We start from the raw sequence: 15,836 nt of genomic DNA, 5'->3' as shown, positions 1-15,836 counted from the left end.
ACTCCGCGCCCGGATATTTCACCGAAGCACCATATTGATTTTTGCCAGTTGTAAAAAAATCTGCATGGTTCGTCGTGTCTTGGTTGTAAATGAGAATCATTTCCATTAGAATGCCCGCCAGTAGTTATTTTGCAATGCGTGCTTCAACCCGAAAGGCCATGCCATGAAATTCCCCCTGTCCTTCTTCGCCGTCCTGCCCGCCTGCGTGCTGGCCCTGAGCGCCTGCAGCAGCGTGGCTCCAGCGACTGACGCTGCCGCCGGTGCCGCTTCCGCCGCCACGCAAGACGTGCGCCAGCTGGGCGAAATCGTCGACCTGCGCAGCGGCCAGCGCCTGAGCGCCGAGCAATTGCTGGCCCAGCTGGCCGCCGCGCCCCGGGTCATCGTCGGCGAGCAGCATGACCAGCTCAGCCATCACAAGATCGAGCAATGGCTGCTGCAGCAATTGCAGGGCCAGCGCCCGCAAGGCAGCGTACTGCTGGAAATGCTGAACCCGGACCAGCAAGCCAAGGTGGACAAGGTCAAGCCGTGGCTGCAGACGGACCCCGTCGTGCGCCCCGAGCACGTGGCCGAGCTGCTGGCCTGGCAGCCCAGCTGGAAGTGGGAGCAATATGGCGACCTGGTGATGACCGTGATGCGCGCGCCGTATCCCGTCTGGTCGGCCAACCTGGACCGCAGCGAAATCAAGCAACTGTTTATCGACAAGCCGGCCGTGCAGGGCAAGCATTCGAACCTGGCCAACGATGGCAAGGTGCATGACAAACTGAAGGACATCATCCGCGTCATGCATGACAACCAGATCGACGAGCCGCGCCTGGCCGCCATGCTGTCGGTGCAGCAGCAGCGCGACCGCCGCATGGCCGAGCGTCTGCTGGCTGCGCCCGCGCCGGCCGTGCTGATCGCCGGCGCCTACCATGCGCACAAGGACTTGGGCGTGCCGCTGCACGTACAGGACTTGACGGGCGGCCCCGCGCCGCTGGTGCTGGTGCTGGCGCAGCAGGGTGCCGCCGTGCAGGCGCCGCAGGCGGACTTCGTGTGGTTCACGCCGCCAGTTGCAGCAACTGCAGCCGTCGCCAGCGCCAAGTAAGCCGTTTCACCTCCGCCGGGCGTTCAGCCCGGCACTCTTCCCCAGCAAGCTCCCCCGCAGCAGCCAGGTAGTCCGTCCGATTTTTTTGCATGCGCGTGCGCGCCGTTGGCGCAGCCATGCCTGTTAACTACTGAAGCTTTCATGCGTATCCCTTTGTTCCATATCAACACCGCCGTTGGTGGCGTGTTTCTTTCCTTGTTCCATGCCACGGCGCAAGCGTCCGCCTTGCCGCACGACATGTCGCCGCTGGGCATGTTCTTTGCTGCCGACCAGGTCGTCAAAAGCGTGCTCATCGGTTTATTGCTTGCCGCGCTGGCCACCTGGGTGGTCTTGCTGGTAAGGGGCGCCAGCTTGCTGACAGCGGGGCGCGAAGCGGCGCAAGCCGTCGCCGTGCTGAAGACGGCCAGTTCGCTGCCGGACGCTGCCGCGAAAGTGGAGGGCGCCGGCAAACGCTCGCTGGCGCAGCAGTTGCTTGATGACGTGCAGCAGGAGCTGAGCCTGTCGCACGCGCATGCGCCGGCGGCGGCCCTGAAGGAGCGGGCCGGCTTTCGCCAGGAACAGTGGATCGCGCAGCAGGTGCGCGCCATGACGCAGGGCATAGGCTTGCTGGCCAGCATAGGCGCCGTGGCGCCGTTTGTCGGCCTGTTCGGCACCGTGTGGGGCATCATGAACAGTTTCATCGGCATTGCCGTCAGCCAGAGTACGAACCTGGCGACAGTGGCGCCCGGCATCGCGGAAGCCTTGCTGGCCACCGCGCTGGGCCTGGTGGCGGCGATTCCCGCCGTCGTCATCTATAACGTCTTGAGCCGCGGCATCAACCAGTACAAGGCGCAGCTGCGGGCCGCCTCCGCGCAAGTGCTGCTGATGCTGAGCCGCGACCTCGACACGCGCAAGCAGGCCTGAGCCATGGCATCCCTTTTTCCTGCGCCGGATGACGACGCGGCCGACATGCCGGAGCTCTGCGAGATCAATGTCACGCCCTTCATCGACGTGATGCTGGTGCTGCTGATCATTTTCATGGTGGTCTCGCCACTGGCCACCGTCGACCTGAAAATCGACTTGCCGGCCGCCACGGCCAAGCCCGAGCCCCGTCCCGAAAAACCGCTGTTCGTGTCGCTGAAGGCAGACCGCAGTCTGTACCTGGGCGAGTCGCCCGTGGCGCGCGAGCAGCTGGGCCGTTTGCTCGATGCCGAGACGGGCGGCGACCGCCAGCGCACCTTGTTTTTCCAGGCCGACAAGCAGGCTGCGTATGAAGACGTGCTGGGCGTGATGGATGCGCTGCGCCAGGCCGGTTATCTGAAAGTGGGCCTGGTCGGCCGGGAGGGCGGGTGAGTGCGCCGTCCACGCTGGCGCCGCGGCCCCTATTGAGCTGGGGCATCGCCACGGCGCTGGTGGTTGCCACGGCGCTGGCATTGCTGCTGTGGGCAAGCTGGCAGCCCGTAGCCGTGGCGCCTGCCCATCCGGCCGCCAGCGTGATGGTGGTGTTTGCCGCGCAGGCGATGTCGCCGGAAACGCAGGTCGCGCAAGCCGTGGGCGCGCGCCAGTCGGCCGCGTCCAGCGAGGCCCGGCCGGCAAAGAGCACGGCCCGGCAAGAGGCGCTGCCCGTGCTGGCGCGCGCCGCCGCACCGGACATCGTCGCGGCGGAAAAGGCAGCGCAGGCGGCAGCCAGTCCGTCGCCGGAGCCGGCCAAGGAGACCACCAGGGAAACATCGTCCGTACCGGCGCAAGCCAGCAGCAGCGCCACGCCGGCGCCCGCCGCCGTGCGCGGGCCGCAGGCGGCGCCGTTCGACAGCGACACGCCGTCAAGCAGCGCGGCGCCCGCCAGCTGGCAAAGCCGCGTGCTCAGCCATCTGGCCCGTTTCAAGCGCTATCCGGGCGACGCGCGCCAGCGCAAGCGGGCCGGCGCCGCCTGGGTGCGCTTCCAGGTGGACCGTGACGGCAAGCTGCTGGCCAGCGAACTGGTCACGTCGTCGGGCACGGTGCTGCTCGACCGCGAAGCGCTGCAAGTGCTGCAGCGCGCGCAACCGTTGCCGGCGCCGCCCGACAACGTCCTGCACCAGGGCGCGGTGACCGTCACCTTGCCCGTCTCGTTCAAGCTGGAACCGGGACAAGACCAGGCATGAGGATGCCGATTGCTTTTCATTAAAAAAATCTATCCATAACAAATCGAGGGTGTATGCATATCAAGAAGATGGCGCAAGCCGTGGGCGTCTGCATGGCGTTGCTGGCGCAGCAGGCTGGGGCGCAGTCGCAGTCGCAGGAAAGTGGCAAGGTGGAATTTTCTCCGCTGAATGTGTCGGGCGAGGCCGTGCCGGCGGAACGGCAGGCGCTGGAAAAACCGGGCGCCGTCAGCGCGCGCGGGGCCGATACGCGCTTGCAGAGCGTCGACCAGATCGTGCGCAGCATGCCGGGCACGTTCACGCAGATCGATCCGGCGCAGGGCGCCGTCAGCGTCAACATCCGCGGCCTGTCGGGCCTGGGGCGCGTCAACATGATGGTCGATGGCGTGAGCCAGAATTACTATGGCAGCGCGCCGTCGTCCGTGTCGCATGGCGGCGTGCCCAGCAGCCAGTTCGGCGCCCTGATCGACCCCAACTTCATCATCGGCGTGGACGTGTCGCGCGGTAATGTCGTCGGCGGCGACGGCGTCAATGCGCTGGCCGGCAGCGCCAATTTCCGTACCATCGGCGTCGATGACGTGGTGTTTGTCGGTGAAAAGCTGGGGGCGCGCACGAAGATGTCCACCGGCAATAACGGCGTGGGACGCAGCGCCATGCTGGCCGTGGCCATGAAAAATCCCGCCTTCGACGGCGGCAGCGTGGGCTTCATGGCCGCCACCAGTGCGAGCGTGATCGGCAACAACTACAAGAATGCCAAGGGCGTCAACAGCGAGGAATTCGGTTTCGGCTACAACCGCTATTACAAGCAGAAGCCCAAGTCGCAGCTGCTCAAGCTGGACCTCAAATTGAGCGACTTCCACTCCCTGGAACTGTCGGCGCGAGATTACCGCAGCACGTTTACGCGCCGCGATATCCAGAGCGATGACTACTACGTCAAATACCATTACACGCCGTTTTCGGAATTGATCGACCTCAATGTGGTGGCCAGCAGCAGCCGCGGCAACCAGAAATACATGCCCGAGGCGCTGACCAACTTCATCAATACCAACGCGGCCAACCGCGCGGATGCTCTCGACGTCAACAACACCAGCAGCTTCAAGCTGGCGGGCGGCGATGCGCTGGTGACCATCGGCGGCAAACTGATGCGCAACAAGTACAGCAAGCACGTGGAAAGCCTGGTCGACGATCCCGATAATCCGGATGCCAACCAGCAATCGATCGAAAACAATACGTTTGGTCCCGAGGGTGTGCAAAAGATCAACAGCCTGTATGCGGGCCTGCAATACAACCGCGGCATCTACCAAGTCAATGCGGGCCTCAATTACACGCACTTCAACCTGACGGGCTACAAGCCTGCCTGCGACTTGCGCGTGCAGTGCTTCCCGCAAGGGGCAAGCAATATTGCGCTCAAGGAGCATGGCATCAATCCCTCGCTGCTCGTTTCCGCCCAAGTGACGCCGTGGTTCCAGCCGTTTGCCAGCGCCGAGCGCACCATGCGCGGGCCGAATCCGCAGGAAGTATTTTTCTCGAATGACGGCGGGGCGTCGATGAATCCGTTCCTGAAGGGCGAGCGGGCCAGCACTTACCAGCTGGGCTTTAATTCCAGCCTGCATGGCTTGCTGAGCGCCAATGACGCGCTGAACTTCAAGGCCCTGTATTTCAAGAGCAAGATCGACGGCTATATCACCAGCCAATCCTTCCTCGTATGCGACAGCGGGCGCAAGTGCAATATCGCGGAAGTGATCGCCAAGGACTGGCAGAATGTGGATGACTATGTGACCAATATGTATATCTACATCAACTCGGCCACGCCTGTGCATTCGCGCGGCTGGGAGCTGGAAGCGCAGTACCAGCTGGGCCCGGCTTTTGCGCGCCTGTCGTACACGCGCGAAAAGACCAGCCAGCCCACCTCGATCGCCAGCGCGTGGTTTGGCGCGGCCGACATCAGCGAGCTGCCCAGCACCTACTACAACCTCGACGTGGGCACGCGCTTGCTGGACAACAAACTGGAAGTGGGTGCCATCCTCAAGCACACGGGTTCGAACCGCCGCTTGTCGCCGGATAATGAAGCGGACGAGGCGACGGGCGAAGTGACGAAGGTGGACAATCCGAAGATTCCGGCCGTGATCGACCTGTACGCCAGCTACCGGGTCAGCAAGAACCTGTTCCTGCGCCTGTCCGTGCAGAACGCCATGAACAAGGATTTCTCGGAAGCGTTGAACCGCTTGAACTCGATGCCGTCGCAGTCGCAGGACAACACGCCGCTGAGCACGGCGCGGGGCAGGACGTATGTGGCAGGGCTGGAGTACCGCTTCTAGTTTTTTAGCAAAGCTGCGACGCCTGACAAAACTGTAGCGAGCGGATGTGATTTGTGGCCGAGAAGCGCAGCTGTGCTATGGCACAGTGAGCATCGCCGGCCGCAAAGCGCACCGCGCAGTAAGTTTTGTCAGGTGTTATCAACGCGGCGTGGTGCCGTAGTAGCTGTGGATGGTATTGACCCACGTGGTATCGGCCATGTTCGGCCAGTTATCCGTGTCGAAGCCGGGCGCGTTTTCGATGCGTTCCTTGTCGACGTTCAAGGTGAAGCGCTTGTTGACGGTGTCGAGCAGCAGCGCTTCCCACGGCACGGCGAACAGCTTTTCGCCGATGGTGAAGACGCCGCCGTGCGACATGACGGCATAGGCGATCTTGCCGCTGCGCATGTCGATCATGATTTCCTTGATTTCGCCCAGGTGCTCATCCTTGGCGTTGTGCACATGGTCGCCGATCAGGGTATCGGCACCCATCAGTTCAGGGCCGGGGCCTTTGTGGCCGCGGTTGACATACATGCCGTAGGCGTCGCGTTCTTCGTAGCTCATGATGGACCTCCTGTTGAAAAATCCCAGTCTGCGGCCGGGGCGCGGCAGGGTCTGTTCGGTCTCCCACACAAAGTATGGAATTGGAAATATTACAATTATTGCCAGTGCGCAATTTTGTTGTGCGTAGACCGCAGGAGGGGGAGGGATAGTCGGCATTTGGCGCAAATTTCCACGCGCGGGGGGCGACGCAGGCGGGCTTTAGTGTATAATTTCAATTTCCCGCACGTGCCGTTCGGCACCATCTGCAATGACCAAATTTGTCTTCGTCACTGGTGGCGTTGTGTCTTCCCTTGGTAAAGGGATTGCCGCCGCCTCCCTCGCCGCGATCCTCGAATCGCGCGGCCTTAAAGTCACCATGCTCAAGCTCGACCCGTATATCAACGTCGATCCTGGCACGATGAGCCCTATGCAACACGGTGAAGTATTCGTTACCGACGACGGGGCCGAAACCGACCTCGACCTCGGCCACTACGAGCGCTTCATTTCCACCCGCATGAAAAAGGTGAATAACTTCACCACTGGCCAGATCTATGAATCGGTGATCCGCAAGGAACGCCGGGGCGAATATCTGGGCAAGACCGTGCAGGTGATTCCGCATATCACCAATGAAATCCAGGATTACATCCGCCGTGGCGCCGAAGGCTACGACGTGGCCCTGTGCGAAATCGGCGGCACCGTCGGCGATATCGAATCCTTGCCATTCCTGGAAGCGGCACGCCAGCTGAGCCTGCGCGCCGGCCGCAAGAACACGGCGTTCGTCCACCTGACCCTGGTGCCTTACATCGCCTCGGCCGGTGAACTGAAAACCAAGCCGACCCAGCACTCGGTGCAGAAGCTGCGCGAAATCGGCATCTTGCCGAACGCGTTGCTGTGCCGCGCCGACCGCGCCATCCCGGAAGACGAGCGCGCGAAAATCTCGCTGTTCTCGAACATCGAGGAAGACGCCGTCATTTCCGTGTGGGATGTCGACACCATCTACAAAGTGCCGCAGATGCTGCACGACCAGGGCCTCGACAAGATCATCTGCGACGCGCTGGACCTCGATCCCGCACCGGCCGACCTGTCGATCTGGAGCAAGCTGATCTACACGATGGAACACCCGAAGGCGGAAGTGACCGTCGGCATGGTCGGCAAGTATGTCGAACTGACCGAGTCGTACAAGTCGCTGATCGAAGCGCTGCGCCACGCCGGCATCCATACGGAAAGCCGCGTCAACATCGAGTACATCGATTCGGAAGAAATCGAAACGACGGGTTGCGACAACCTGGCCAAGTACGATGCCATCCTTGTACCGGGCGGCTTCGGCAAGCGCGGCGTGGAAGGCAAGATCAAGGCCGCCCAGTTCGCCCGTGAAAACAAGATCCCTTACCTGGGCATCTGCCTGGGCATGCAAGTGGCCCTGATCGAATACGCGCGCAACAAGGCAGGCATGCCGAACGCGAATTCGACCGAGTTCGACCTTGATACGGATCAACCTGTCGTTGCGCTGATCAATGAGTGGCAAAACCACGATGGTAAAGTCGAGTTGCGCGATGAAAACTCGGACCTGGGCGGTACCATGCGCCTGGGCGCGCAGACCTGCGCCGTCAATCCGGGTACCCTCGCTGCCGAGATCTACGGCAGCGTGGTGACCGAGCGTCACCGCCATCGCTACGAAGCCAATAATCATTACCTGGCCCGTGTCGAAGCGGCTGGCCTGATCGTGTCGGCCCGCACGCCGAGCGAAGATTTGTGCGAAATCATGGAATTGCCACGCACGGGTGAAAATGCCCACCCATGGTATATGGGCGTGCAATACCATCCTGAGTTCAAATCGACGCCACGCACCGGCCATCCGCTGTTCACCTCGTTCATCAAGGCAGCGCTGGCGCACAAGGAAGCCAACGCCGCCGCGGAATAACGCGGGTCGATTGCGACAGTATTACCCGTAAGACAGCTCCCGGCCTGCCAGTCTGCGCCGGGAGTTTCTTTGCCCACTTTGTGCAATTGCGCATCAGAACGCAGTGTGCAGCCCCTGTTACGCTTAACTTTGGAGAATGACATGAGTGCTATTGTTGATATTATCGGTCGCGAGATCCTGGACTCGCGCGGCAATCCGACCGTCGAATGCGATGTGTTGCTGGAATCGGGCGTGATGGGCCGTGCGGCCGTGCCGTCGGGTGCCTCGACCGGTTCGCGCGAAGCCGTGGAATTGCGCGATGGCGATGCCAAGCGCTACTTCGGCAAGGGCGTGCTGCAAGCATGCGAAAACATCAACACCGAAATCTCCGAAGCCATCATGGGCCTGGACGCCAATGAACAGGCTTTCCTGGACCGTACCCTGATCGACCTGGACGGCACGGAAAACAAATCGCGCCTGGGCGCCAACGCCATCCTGGCCGTCTCCATGGCCGTGGCCAAGGCAGCCGCCGAAGAAGCGGGCTTGCCGCTGTACCGCTATTTCGGCGGTTCGGGCGCCATGCAGATGCCAGTGCCGATGATGAACGTCATCAACGGCGGCGCGCACGCCGACAACAACCTGGACATCCAGGAATTCATGATCATTCCCGTGGGCGCCCCGTCGTTCAAGGAAGCCGTCCGCTACGGCGCGGAAGTATTCCACACGCTGAAAAAGATCCTGCACAAGAAGGGCCTGAACACCAACGTGGGCGACGAAGGCGGTTTCGCGCCATCGCTGGCCAACCATGAAGAAGCCATCAAGCTGATCATCCAGGCCATCGAAGAAGCGGGCTACGAGCCAGGCACGCAGATCGCCATCGGCCTCGATTGCGCCGCATCCGAGTTCTACAAGAACGGCAAGTACGAAATGGAAGGCGAAGGCCTGAGCCTGACGGCCACCGAGTTCACCAACCTGCTGGCGACCTGGTGCGACAAGTACCCGATCATCTCGATCGAAGACGCGATGCACGAAGGCGACTGGGACGGCTGGGCGATCCTCACCAAGGAACTGGGCAAGAAAGTGCAACTGGTCGGCGATGACCTGTATGTCACCAACACCAAGATCCTGAAAGAAGGCATCTCGAAAGGCATCGCCAACTCGATTCTGATCAAGATCAACCAGATCGGCACGCTGACGGAAACGTTCGCGGCCATCGAAATGGCCAAGCGCGCCGGCTACACGGCCGTCATTTCGCACCGCTCGGGCGAAACGGAAGACTCGACCATCGCCGATATCGCCGTTGCCACGAACGCCCTGCAGATCAAGACGGGCTCGATGTCGCGTTCGGACCGCATGGCCAAGTACAACCAGCTGCTGCGTATCGAAGAAGACCTGGGCGACATCGCCAGCTATCCAGGACGCGATGCGTTCTATAATCTGAAGTAAGCTGCTGTAAAACCCACTGGCCGGCCGGAGATGTTCCGGCCGGTTTTTTAACTGAATGCCCCATGCGCCTCATTACGCTCGCCCTCGCAGCCCTGCTGCTGTTGATCCAATTTCCCCTCTGGCTGGGTAAAGGCGGCTGGCTGCGTGTTGCCGACATGGAAGCCCAGGTGGCGGTGGCCAACAAGAAAAACATGGAATTGAAGGCGCGCAACGCCAAGCTCGAATCCGAAGTGCGCGACCTGAAAGATGGTACGGGCGCCGTCGAAGAGCGTGCCCGCTATGAGCTGGGCATGGTCAAGCAGAATGAGATTTTCGTGCAGATCGTGCGCAAGGGACAGACCCCGCCACTGCTGGAAACGCCGGTGGACGCCGCGGCGCCACATTAAGATAGTACTACTTCCCACTTGCCAGCCTGGACCGATTGCCAGGCTGACCTATCACTTTACTTCCTTGTACTGCTGCACACGACTGGCCGCATGGCGCGGCGTGCTGCTGCCTTGCTGCTTGCTGATCAGAAACGGGCTTTGCCGGTCGAGATCAGGTAAAAATGGATGCCGGTGACCACGACGGCGACGGCGACCAGTACGGTTTCGAGAAACATCATAAAAATTCCAGTAAGTTGAGTAAATTGTTTATATAGTGTTAGCCTAAAAAAACGTCCAGGGCCAGGCGCCCAGCCGAAGACAGTACGCAAGTACGGCAAGGCGCAGGCAACGCCGCCCTGGACGTTTTTTTTAACCGCGGGAAGCCAGGAAGCGGAGCTCGGCTGCCAGATTCGGCATCAGCTTTTCGTAGCGGTTCGCTTCCGAGTTCAGCAGGGCGAAATCGCGCTGGCTGGGACGCACATGGCGTTCCGCATCGGCGCTGGCGGTGCCCGCTGCAATGACTTCCTTCTGGGCCAGTTCGCTGTATGGCTTGGAAGCGAGCAGGGCGCCCAGGAAGGCGCGCGTGGCGCGGCCCAGGTTGCTGAAATAGTTGTCGTTGTTGCTGTAAGTGTTGGTAAAAGTGGACATATGCCCTCCATGAATGGTCTGTTGTTGCATTGCACAATAATGGAGTTCACGGTATATGTCTAATTCCAAATTCCAATTTCAGTAATTCAAGAAACGAATAATAAGGGCGTAGCCGCCGGCCACGCCCTGGAAATGAATTTGTTACGAAATGTTTATCCTGCGGCGATGCGTCCCAGACCCGGATCGTCGCTGAAAAAACCGTCCAGTCCCGTCTCGATGTAGCGGCGCATTTCCGCCACGGAGCCCGCTTCGTTGCGCGCATTTTCGCCGTTGCCGTCGCGGAAATCGGCCGCCAGGAAACGGTTTTCCGGGCGGAAGGTCCACGTGTGCAGCAGCAAGCCTGCCTGGTGCGCATCGTCGACGATGGACGTGGGCTTGGCCAGGCGCTGGTCGGCGCCCAGCGGGATGACGCCCCGCGTGGGCGGCGCCACCACGTCCGCGTAGGCGGCGATGTCGCGCAGGCCGGCCGGCGTCGTCATTTGCCCGAATGTCAGCTTGCCGCCCGCCTTGGCCACGTCCATGGGGCGCACATCGCCGCCCACCACCAGCTGCATCAGCCGCACGTTGGCGCGCCGTCCCAGCTTCTCGCGCAGGTACTTCAGATTGGCCACTTCGAAGGACTGGATTTCGATGGGCGCGCGGCGCGTGTACTCGTGCGCCAGCATGGTCGACAGGAAACGGTCTTCCAGCGCCAGGCCCGCATCGCGGAAGTACGTGGAGCTTTTCAGCTCCGGCACGAGGCCGATGACGCGTCCGCTGGCGGCTGATTGCGCTGCAACAAAATCGATGATTTCTTCCCACGTCGGAATCTGGAATTGTCCATCGTACAAGGTGTTGCCGGTGCGTACTTTCGGCAGCCGCTCGATGGCGCGCAGGGTTTTCAGTTCCGCCAGGGTGAAGTCGTCGACGAACCAGCCTTCGTGCCATTCGCCGTCGACCATCTTCTTGCCGCGCCGGCTGGCAAACTCGGGACGGCGCGCCACGTCGGTGGTGTCGATCAGATTGCTTTCGTGGCGCGCGACCAAGATGCCGTCGCGCGTGGCCACCAGGTCCGGTTCCACGTAGTCGGCGCCGTCGAGGATGGCCTTGGCGTACGAGGCCAGGGTGTGTTCGGGGCGCAGGGCGCTGGCGCCCCGGTGGGCGAAGACCAGCGGCCGCGACGGTGGCATGGCCAGCAGGCCCGCGGCAAAGCCGGGCGCGGCGGCCAGGGCCAGGCCGCCGGCGGCCGCCTGGACGAAGCTGCGGCGCGAGAAGTGCCGTTGCGGAAGGATAGGCGTACGCATCAGAAATCCGCCGTCAAGGTCAGGAAGCCCTGGCGCGGGGCGATGGGGAAGGTGTTGTACGTCTTGTCGGCCGCGCCCACCACCACGTTCAAGGAGCCTTCGCGGTTGGCCAGGTTGCTGACGTTGACACGCCAGCGCGGGTTTTTCAGCCAGCCGGCCATGGCGGGCAGCTTGCCCGACACGCCCAGGCCCATCAGGAAATAGCTGGGCACGGACAAGTCGTTGGTGTACGTCGCGTAGCGCTTGCCCACATAGTCTCCCGTCAGCTGCACTTCGATATCGCCCAAGGTGGCCGATGCCACGAACTTGTTCAGCCACTCGGGCGAGCCCGGCACGTTCTTGCCGGCCGTCAGCACCAGTGCGGCGCCATTGTTGTAGTTGTCCGCGTATTGCGAGCGGTTGTACGACAGGGCATTGTAGAACGAAAAATTGTTGCCAAAGTGTATGGTGCCGGCGATATCGATGCCGTCCGTGCGCACGCTGCCCACGTTGGCCAGCACGGGGTTGCCGCCAATGATGGAGGAAATCACGGGCGTCGGGCTGATCTGCAGCAAACGGTTGCTGAAATCGACGTGATAGACGTTGACCTGGCCATCGATGGCCGTGATGGCACCCAGGTTCAGCGGGTGGCTGCCGCGCACGCCCACTTCATAGGTGAGGGCCGTTTCCGGCTTGGCGTCGCGCTTGAACAGGTCGAAGGCGGCCTGGCTCGACAAGCTCCACGGCGAGGCGCCGCCGCCGCCGTAGGTGACGAACTGGCGCATGTTTTTCTGGATATTGAAGTACAGCTGGTCTTGCGGCGTGAAGTCCCAGCGCGCGCCCACTTGCGGCAGGAACCATTTCTTCGTGTTGATGGTGCCGACCGGCAAGGCCGTCGAGCCGCCGGCAATGGCGCCCTTGGCCGGCTGCACGGGGAACTGGCCATCGGCAAACTGCAGGCTGGACTTGAAGCCGGCCTGCAGGGCGATATCGGGACGGATGCGCCACTCACCCTGCAAGTGCAGCTGCACCACCTTGTTGTCGATCTCGCTGCCGTACTGCGTGATCAAGGGATTGCTGGGGCGGTCGTACGGCGAAGTCGGGTTGTTGACGTCCAGTGCATACCAGCGGCGGTAGGCGGACGAGCGGTTCTGTTCCAGCCACAGGCCCGCTTCCAGCTGGTGCTCGCCGATTTCCTTGCGCAGGGTGGAAATGAAGCCGCCCCGCTTGATGTCGTATTCCGTCGTGCGCACGGCATAGCCCGAGTTGCCGAACACCTGTTTCAGGTTCTGGTTCGGGTAATACACGCTGAACAGGCCCGGCAAGCCGGCCACGCCGATGGGGCCGGCCACCACGCCCGCGCCGTCATCCTTGTGGTAGTACACCTGGTTGGCCCATGTCGTGCCTTCGCCCAGGTTGGCGTCGAACTTGGCGTAGGCCAGGTAGTCGGTGCGCTGCGCATCGCTGTAGTAATTGCGGTAGTTGTTGCCGTCGGCGGCCGGCGTGGCGCCCGTGGGCGACAAATAATTCAGGGCCGCCTTGAAGTCCGGATACAGGAAGGGGCGCGTGTAGGGCGCGCTCGTTTCGCCCGCCACGTGCACGGTGCTGTCTTCGTTCGGCTCGATCTTGTCCGAGTAATTGAAGAACAGGGTCAGCTTGCCCGCCTCGCTGCGGTTGACATATTTTGCGTTGAACTGGTCGCCGCCCTGGCGCGCATCGAAGTCCCAGGCGCGCGCTTCGTGGTGCAGGATGGAGAAATAGGCGCTGCTGCCGTCGCCAAAGGCGCCCGTGTCGTAGCGGGCAAACGTGCGCGAGGTGCGGTGGCTGCCCACCGTTTGCTGCACGCTGGCGCCCTGCGTGGCCAGCGGATCGCTGGAATAGGTTTCGATGGTACCGCCCAGGTTGCTGGTGGAGGCCGTGGCCAGGTCGCCCGCGCCCGACGACAGCACGACGCTGCGCACGTTTTCGCTGATCACGGCGCGCTGCGGCGACAGGCCGTTGTAGTTGCCGTATTGCTGGTCGCCCAGCGGCACGCCATCCATGGTGTAGCCGAGTTGCTGACCGGAAAAGCCGTGCACGAACAGCGACAGGTTTTGCTCGTTGTTGCCCCATGGATCGGCCGTCTGGAAGCTGACGCCGGGCAAGGTTTGCAGGGCTTTCAGGGGATTCGTGCCGGGCAGGATTTTCTGGATTTCATTCTTGCTCAGGGCGACCGAGGAGCGCGTCTTGCGCGAGGAAATCTCCACGGTGGCCATCGGGGCACTGTCGTCGGCAGCGGGGGCCGCAGCGGCCATCTCGGTGGCGGCGGACGCCACGGCGGCGGCCACGGCCGTTTGCGCCAGGGCCGGCAAGGAGAGGCCCGCGGCGCAAGCGCCCAGCAAAACATGGAAGGAATGGCGGCGCAGGGCCAGCGTCAAGTGGGGTGTCATCATCAGCCTGTGGAAAGTGGGAAGTAATACAAGCTGCGCAGCGTAACGGCGGCGCGTGACGGGCTGATGACGAACTGATGACGAGAAGATGACAGCAGAAACAATTGCGCCGCCTCAGGGGCGGCGCGGCAGATTCATTGCGAAAGTGTAATGATCAGTTGATGCTGGCGGCTGGCGGGATGAGAACCTCGGCCGGCGCATCCGTGACGAACAGCTGCGCGCAATCGACCTTGTCGAAATCATAGTGCTGGCCGCAGAAATCGCAGTTCACGCCCACGTGGCCGATTTCTTCCAGGGTGCTGTTGACTTCTTCCTCGCCCAGCATCTTGAGCATATTGCCCACTTTTTCGCGCGTGCAGCTGCAATGGAAGCTCGGGTGCAGCGGGTCGAACACGCGGATGGTTTCTTCCCAGAACAAGCGCTGCATCAGGGTGTCGATGTCCGTCGACAGGATTTCCGCCTCTTTCAGGGTCGAAGCCAGCATCACGGCGCGGTTCCATGTATCCAGCGCGTCTTCTTCCGAGACGGGCGTCGCTTCGGCCTTGCCGCCATGGTGGGGCAGCTTTTGCAGCAGCAGGCCGCGCGAGACGGTGTCGTCCGTGGCCAGCCACAGGCGCGTGTCGAGCTGTTCCGAACGCAACATGTAGTTTTCGATCACGGTGGCCATGTCGTCGCCGTCCAGCGGCACGATGCCCTGGTACGGCTGCTGGCCCGGCACCTTGTCGGCCGGGTCCAGGGTGATGATGAAGCGGCCCTTGCCCGTGGCGTTGAGCAATTGCGGCACGGTGGCGCCATCGGCGATGGCGGCGTCCGGGTCCAGCTTGGCCGTGGCGCGCAGGCGCAGGTCGGAATCGCACTCGACGACCATCAGGCGCACGGGACCGTCACCATGGATTTGCATGATGATGGAGCCGTTGAATTTCAGGTTGGCCGACAGCAGGGCGGCGGCGGCCACCATTTCGCCCAGCACTTTTTTCACGGCCGTGGGGTAGGCGTGGCGCGACACCACTTCCTGCCACGTGTGGGAGACGTCGATGAACTGGCCGCGCACGGCGGCGTTGTCGAAAATAAATTTCTGCAGGGTATCCTGGCCCGGAAGGGCTGCGCTGACAGCGCCTGTGGTTTCAGTCGTCATTCTTTTATCCAATCTTCTTGAGTTGCGTATTAAATAGCTGGCCGCGCTGCACATAGTTCACGGCGTTGCCTTGTAGCCTGGTGATATCGTCTGCCGTCAGGGCCCGCACGGCTTTCGCCGGCGAGCCGATGATCAGCATATTGTCGGGAAATTCCTTGCCTTCCGTGACCAGGGCGCCTGCGCCGACCAGGCACCCTTTGCCGATCTTGGCGCCGTTCAGGATCACGGCCTGGATGCCGACCAGGGCGCCATCGCCGATCGTGCATCCATGCAACATCGCCTGGTGGCCGATGGTCACGTTCCGGCCGATGTCCAGCGGGTAGCCCGGGTCCGTGTGCAGCACGGCGCCTTCCTGCACATTGCTGTTGGCGCCCACCGTGATGCGTTCGTTGTCGCCGCGGATCGTGGCGCCGAACCATACGGACGTATTCGCTTCCAGGGTCACCTTGCCGATCACATTGGCCGTGTCGGCAACAAAAGCGGAAGCGTCAATCTGCGGCGCATCGGCGCCCAATTGGTAGAGTGTCATCGTTAGCCTGTGGCGGTAGTGGAAGCGCCGGGCATGGCCGGACGCTGGAATGTACGCTATTTTACGCTGTTGCGTGACAAG

The 15,836-nt window shown here is 62.1% G+C and carries 14 protein-coding genes; 8 read left to right on the top strand and 6 right to left on the bottom strand.

The features are described 5' to 3' along the window. Positions 1-163 precede the first annotated feature (163 nt). The 5 genes from GCN75_RS21150 to GCN75_RS21130 all read left to right on the top strand — a co-directional run bounded on the left by GCN75_RS21150 (position 164) and on the right by GCN75_RS21130 (position 5,522). The gene (locus GCN75_RS21150; protein ID WP_152284162.1) at positions 164-1,084 is read left to right on the top strand and encodes a ChaN family lipoprotein; all 921 of its coding nucleotides are present in this window, start codon (positions 164-166) and stop codon (positions 1,082-1,084) included. A gap of 141 nt (positions 1,085-1,225) precedes the next feature. Further along, a complete protein-coding gene (gene exbB / locus GCN75_RS21145) occupies positions 1,226-1,987 on the top strand; it encodes a tonB-system energizer ExbB (protein WP_152284161.1) in 762 nt (253 codons plus the stop codon). Positions 1,988-1,990: 3 nt separating this feature from the next. After that, positions 1,991-2,416 (top strand): TonB system transport protein ExbD, encoded by a 426-nt coding sequence (gene exbD / locus GCN75_RS21140; RefSeq protein WP_152284160.1) that lies wholly within the window; start codon positions 1,991-1,993, stop codon positions 2,414-2,416. After that, positions 2,413-3,207 (top strand): energy transducer TonB family protein, encoded by a 795-nt coding sequence (locus GCN75_RS21135; protein WP_152284159.1) that lies wholly within the window; start codon positions 2,413-2,415, stop codon positions 3,205-3,207. The genes exbD and GCN75_RS21135 overlap by 4 nt, the downstream gene beginning before the upstream one ends. Before the next feature lie 53 nt (positions 3,208-3,260). Continuing rightward, the gene (locus GCN75_RS21130) at positions 3,261-5,522 is read left to right on the top strand and encodes a TonB-dependent receptor domain-containing protein (protein ID WP_152284158.1); all 2,262 of its coding nucleotides are present in this window, start codon (positions 3,261-3,263) and stop codon (positions 5,520-5,522) included. Between the two features lie 138 nt (positions 5,523-5,660). On the opposite strand, the gene GCN75_RS21125 is transcribed toward GCN75_RS21130, so the two are convergent. Next, on the bottom strand, positions 5,661-6,062 hold the full coding sequence (locus GCN75_RS21125; protein WP_152284157.1) for a PRC-barrel domain-containing protein: 402 nt from the start codon (positions 6,060-6,062) through the stop codon (positions 5,661-5,663). Positions 6,063-6,309: 247 nt separating this feature from the next. On the opposite strand from GCN75_RS21125, the gene GCN75_RS21120 reads away from it, so the two are divergent. The 3 genes from GCN75_RS21120 to ftsB all read left to right on the top strand — a co-directional run bounded on the left by GCN75_RS21120 (position 6,310) and on the right by ftsB (position 9,773). Continuing rightward, positions 6,310-7,962, top strand: coding sequence for a CTP synthase (locus tag GCN75_RS21120; protein ID WP_152258329.1), 1,653 nt, complete (start codon positions 6,310-6,312; stop codon positions 7,960-7,962). 141 nt (positions 7,963-8,103) lie between these two features. Continuing rightward, positions 8,104-9,387, top strand: coding sequence for a phosphopyruvate hydratase (gene eno / locus GCN75_RS21115; protein ID WP_070260371.1), 1,284 nt, complete (start codon positions 8,104-8,106; stop codon positions 9,385-9,387). Between the two features lie 62 nt (positions 9,388-9,449). Further along, positions 9,450-9,773, top strand: coding sequence for a cell division protein FtsB (gene ftsB, locus GCN75_RS21110; protein WP_035821182.1), 324 nt, complete (start codon positions 9,450-9,452; stop codon positions 9,771-9,773). Positions 9,774-10,121: 348 nt separating this feature from the next. Here the strand turns inward: ftsB and GCN75_RS21105 are convergent, their stop codons facing one another. The 5 genes from GCN75_RS21105 to GCN75_RS21085 form a co-directional block, all read right to left on the bottom strand. Next, complete coding sequence (locus tag GCN75_RS21105) at positions 10,122-10,400, bottom strand: hypothetical protein (RefSeq protein ID WP_152258331.1); 279 nt, start codon at positions 10,398-10,400, stop codon at positions 10,122-10,124. Between the two features lie 152 nt (positions 10,401-10,552). Then, positions 10,553-11,683, bottom strand: coding sequence for a glycerophosphodiester phosphodiesterase (locus GCN75_RS21100; RefSeq protein WP_152284156.1), 1,131 nt, complete (start codon positions 11,681-11,683; stop codon positions 10,553-10,555). Beyond that, positions 11,683-14,094 carry a TonB-dependent receptor gene (locus tag GCN75_RS21095; protein ID WP_226941503.1) on the bottom strand — a complete coding sequence of 804 codons (2,412 nt, stop codon included), beginning with the start codon at positions 14,092-14,094 and terminating at the stop codon, positions 11,683-11,685. Before GCN75_RS21095 ends, GCN75_RS21100 begins: the two co-directional genes overlap by 1 nt. Positions 14,095-14,245: 151 nt before the next feature. Beyond that, on the bottom strand, positions 14,246-15,226 hold the full coding sequence (gene hslO, locus GCN75_RS21090) for an Hsp33 family molecular chaperone HslO (RefSeq protein WP_152284155.1): 981 nt from the start codon (positions 15,224-15,226) through the stop codon (positions 14,246-14,248). Between the two features lie 4 nt (positions 15,227-15,230). Further along, positions 15,231-15,755, bottom strand: a complete 525-nt coding sequence (locus tag GCN75_RS21085; protein ID WP_152284154.1) for a gamma carbonic anhydrase family protein — start codon at positions 15,753-15,755, stop codon at positions 15,231-15,233. Positions 15,756-15,836: the final 81 nt, after the last annotated feature.

The sequence above is a fragment of the Janthinobacterium violaceinigrum genome (assembly GCF_009208555.1).
Taxonomy (GTDB): domain Bacteria; phylum Pseudomonadota; class Gammaproteobacteria; order Burkholderiales; family Burkholderiaceae_D; genus Janthinobacterium; species Janthinobacterium violaceinigrum.
Note: the sequence above shows the minus strand (reverse complement) of the source record. Positions and strands in the feature narration are given on the sequence as shown.

Excerpts from the sequence above, each read along its gene's own strand:
- GCN75_RS21120 (WP_152258329.1), top strand. The coding sequence starts at position 6,310 with ATGACCAAATTTGTCTTCGTCACTGGTGGCGTTGTGTCTTCCCTTGGT.
- GCN75_RS21150 (WP_152284162.1), top strand. The coding sequence starts at position 164 with ATGAAATTCCCCCTGTCCTTCTTCGCCGTCCTGCCCGCCTGCGTGCTG.
- ftsB (WP_035821182.1), top strand. The coding sequence starts at position 9,450 with ATGCGCCTCATTACGCTCGCCCTCGCAGCCCTGCTGCTGTTGATCCAA.
- GCN75_RS21105 (WP_152258331.1), bottom strand. The coding sequence starts at position 10,400 with ATGTCCACTTTTACCAACACTTACAGCAACAACGACAACTATTTCAGC.
- GCN75_RS21100 (WP_152284156.1), bottom strand. The coding sequence starts at position 11,683 with ATGCGTACGCCTATCCTTCCGCAACGGCACTTCTCGCGCCGCAGCTTC.
- eno (WP_070260371.1), top strand. The coding sequence starts at position 8,104 with ATGAGTGCTATTGTTGATATTATCGGTCGCGAGATCCTGGACTCGCGC.
- GCN75_RS21130 (WP_152284158.1), top strand. The coding sequence starts at position 3,261 with ATGCATATCAAGAAGATGGCGCAAGCCGTGGGCGTCTGCATGGCGTTG.
- hslO (WP_152284155.1), bottom strand. The coding sequence starts at position 15,226 with ATGACGACTGAAACCACAGGCGCTGTCAGCGCAGCCCTTCCGGGCCAG.
- exbD (WP_152284160.1), top strand. The coding sequence starts at position 1,991 with ATGGCATCCCTTTTTCCTGCGCCGGATGACGACGCGGCCGACATGCCG.
- GCN75_RS21125 (WP_152284157.1), bottom strand. The coding sequence starts at position 6,062 with ATGAGCTACGAAGAACGCGACGCCTACGGCATGTATGTCAACCGCGGC.
- GCN75_RS21095 (WP_226941503.1), bottom strand. The coding sequence starts at position 14,094 with ATGATGACACCCCACTTGACGCTGGCCCTGCGCCGCCATTCCTTCCAT.
- GCN75_RS21085 (WP_152284154.1), bottom strand. The coding sequence starts at position 15,755 with ATGACACTCTACCAATTGGGCGCCGATGCGCCGCAGATTGACGCTTCC.
- exbB (WP_152284161.1), top strand. The coding sequence starts at position 1,226 with ATGCGTATCCCTTTGTTCCATATCAACACCGCCGTTGGTGGCGTGTTT.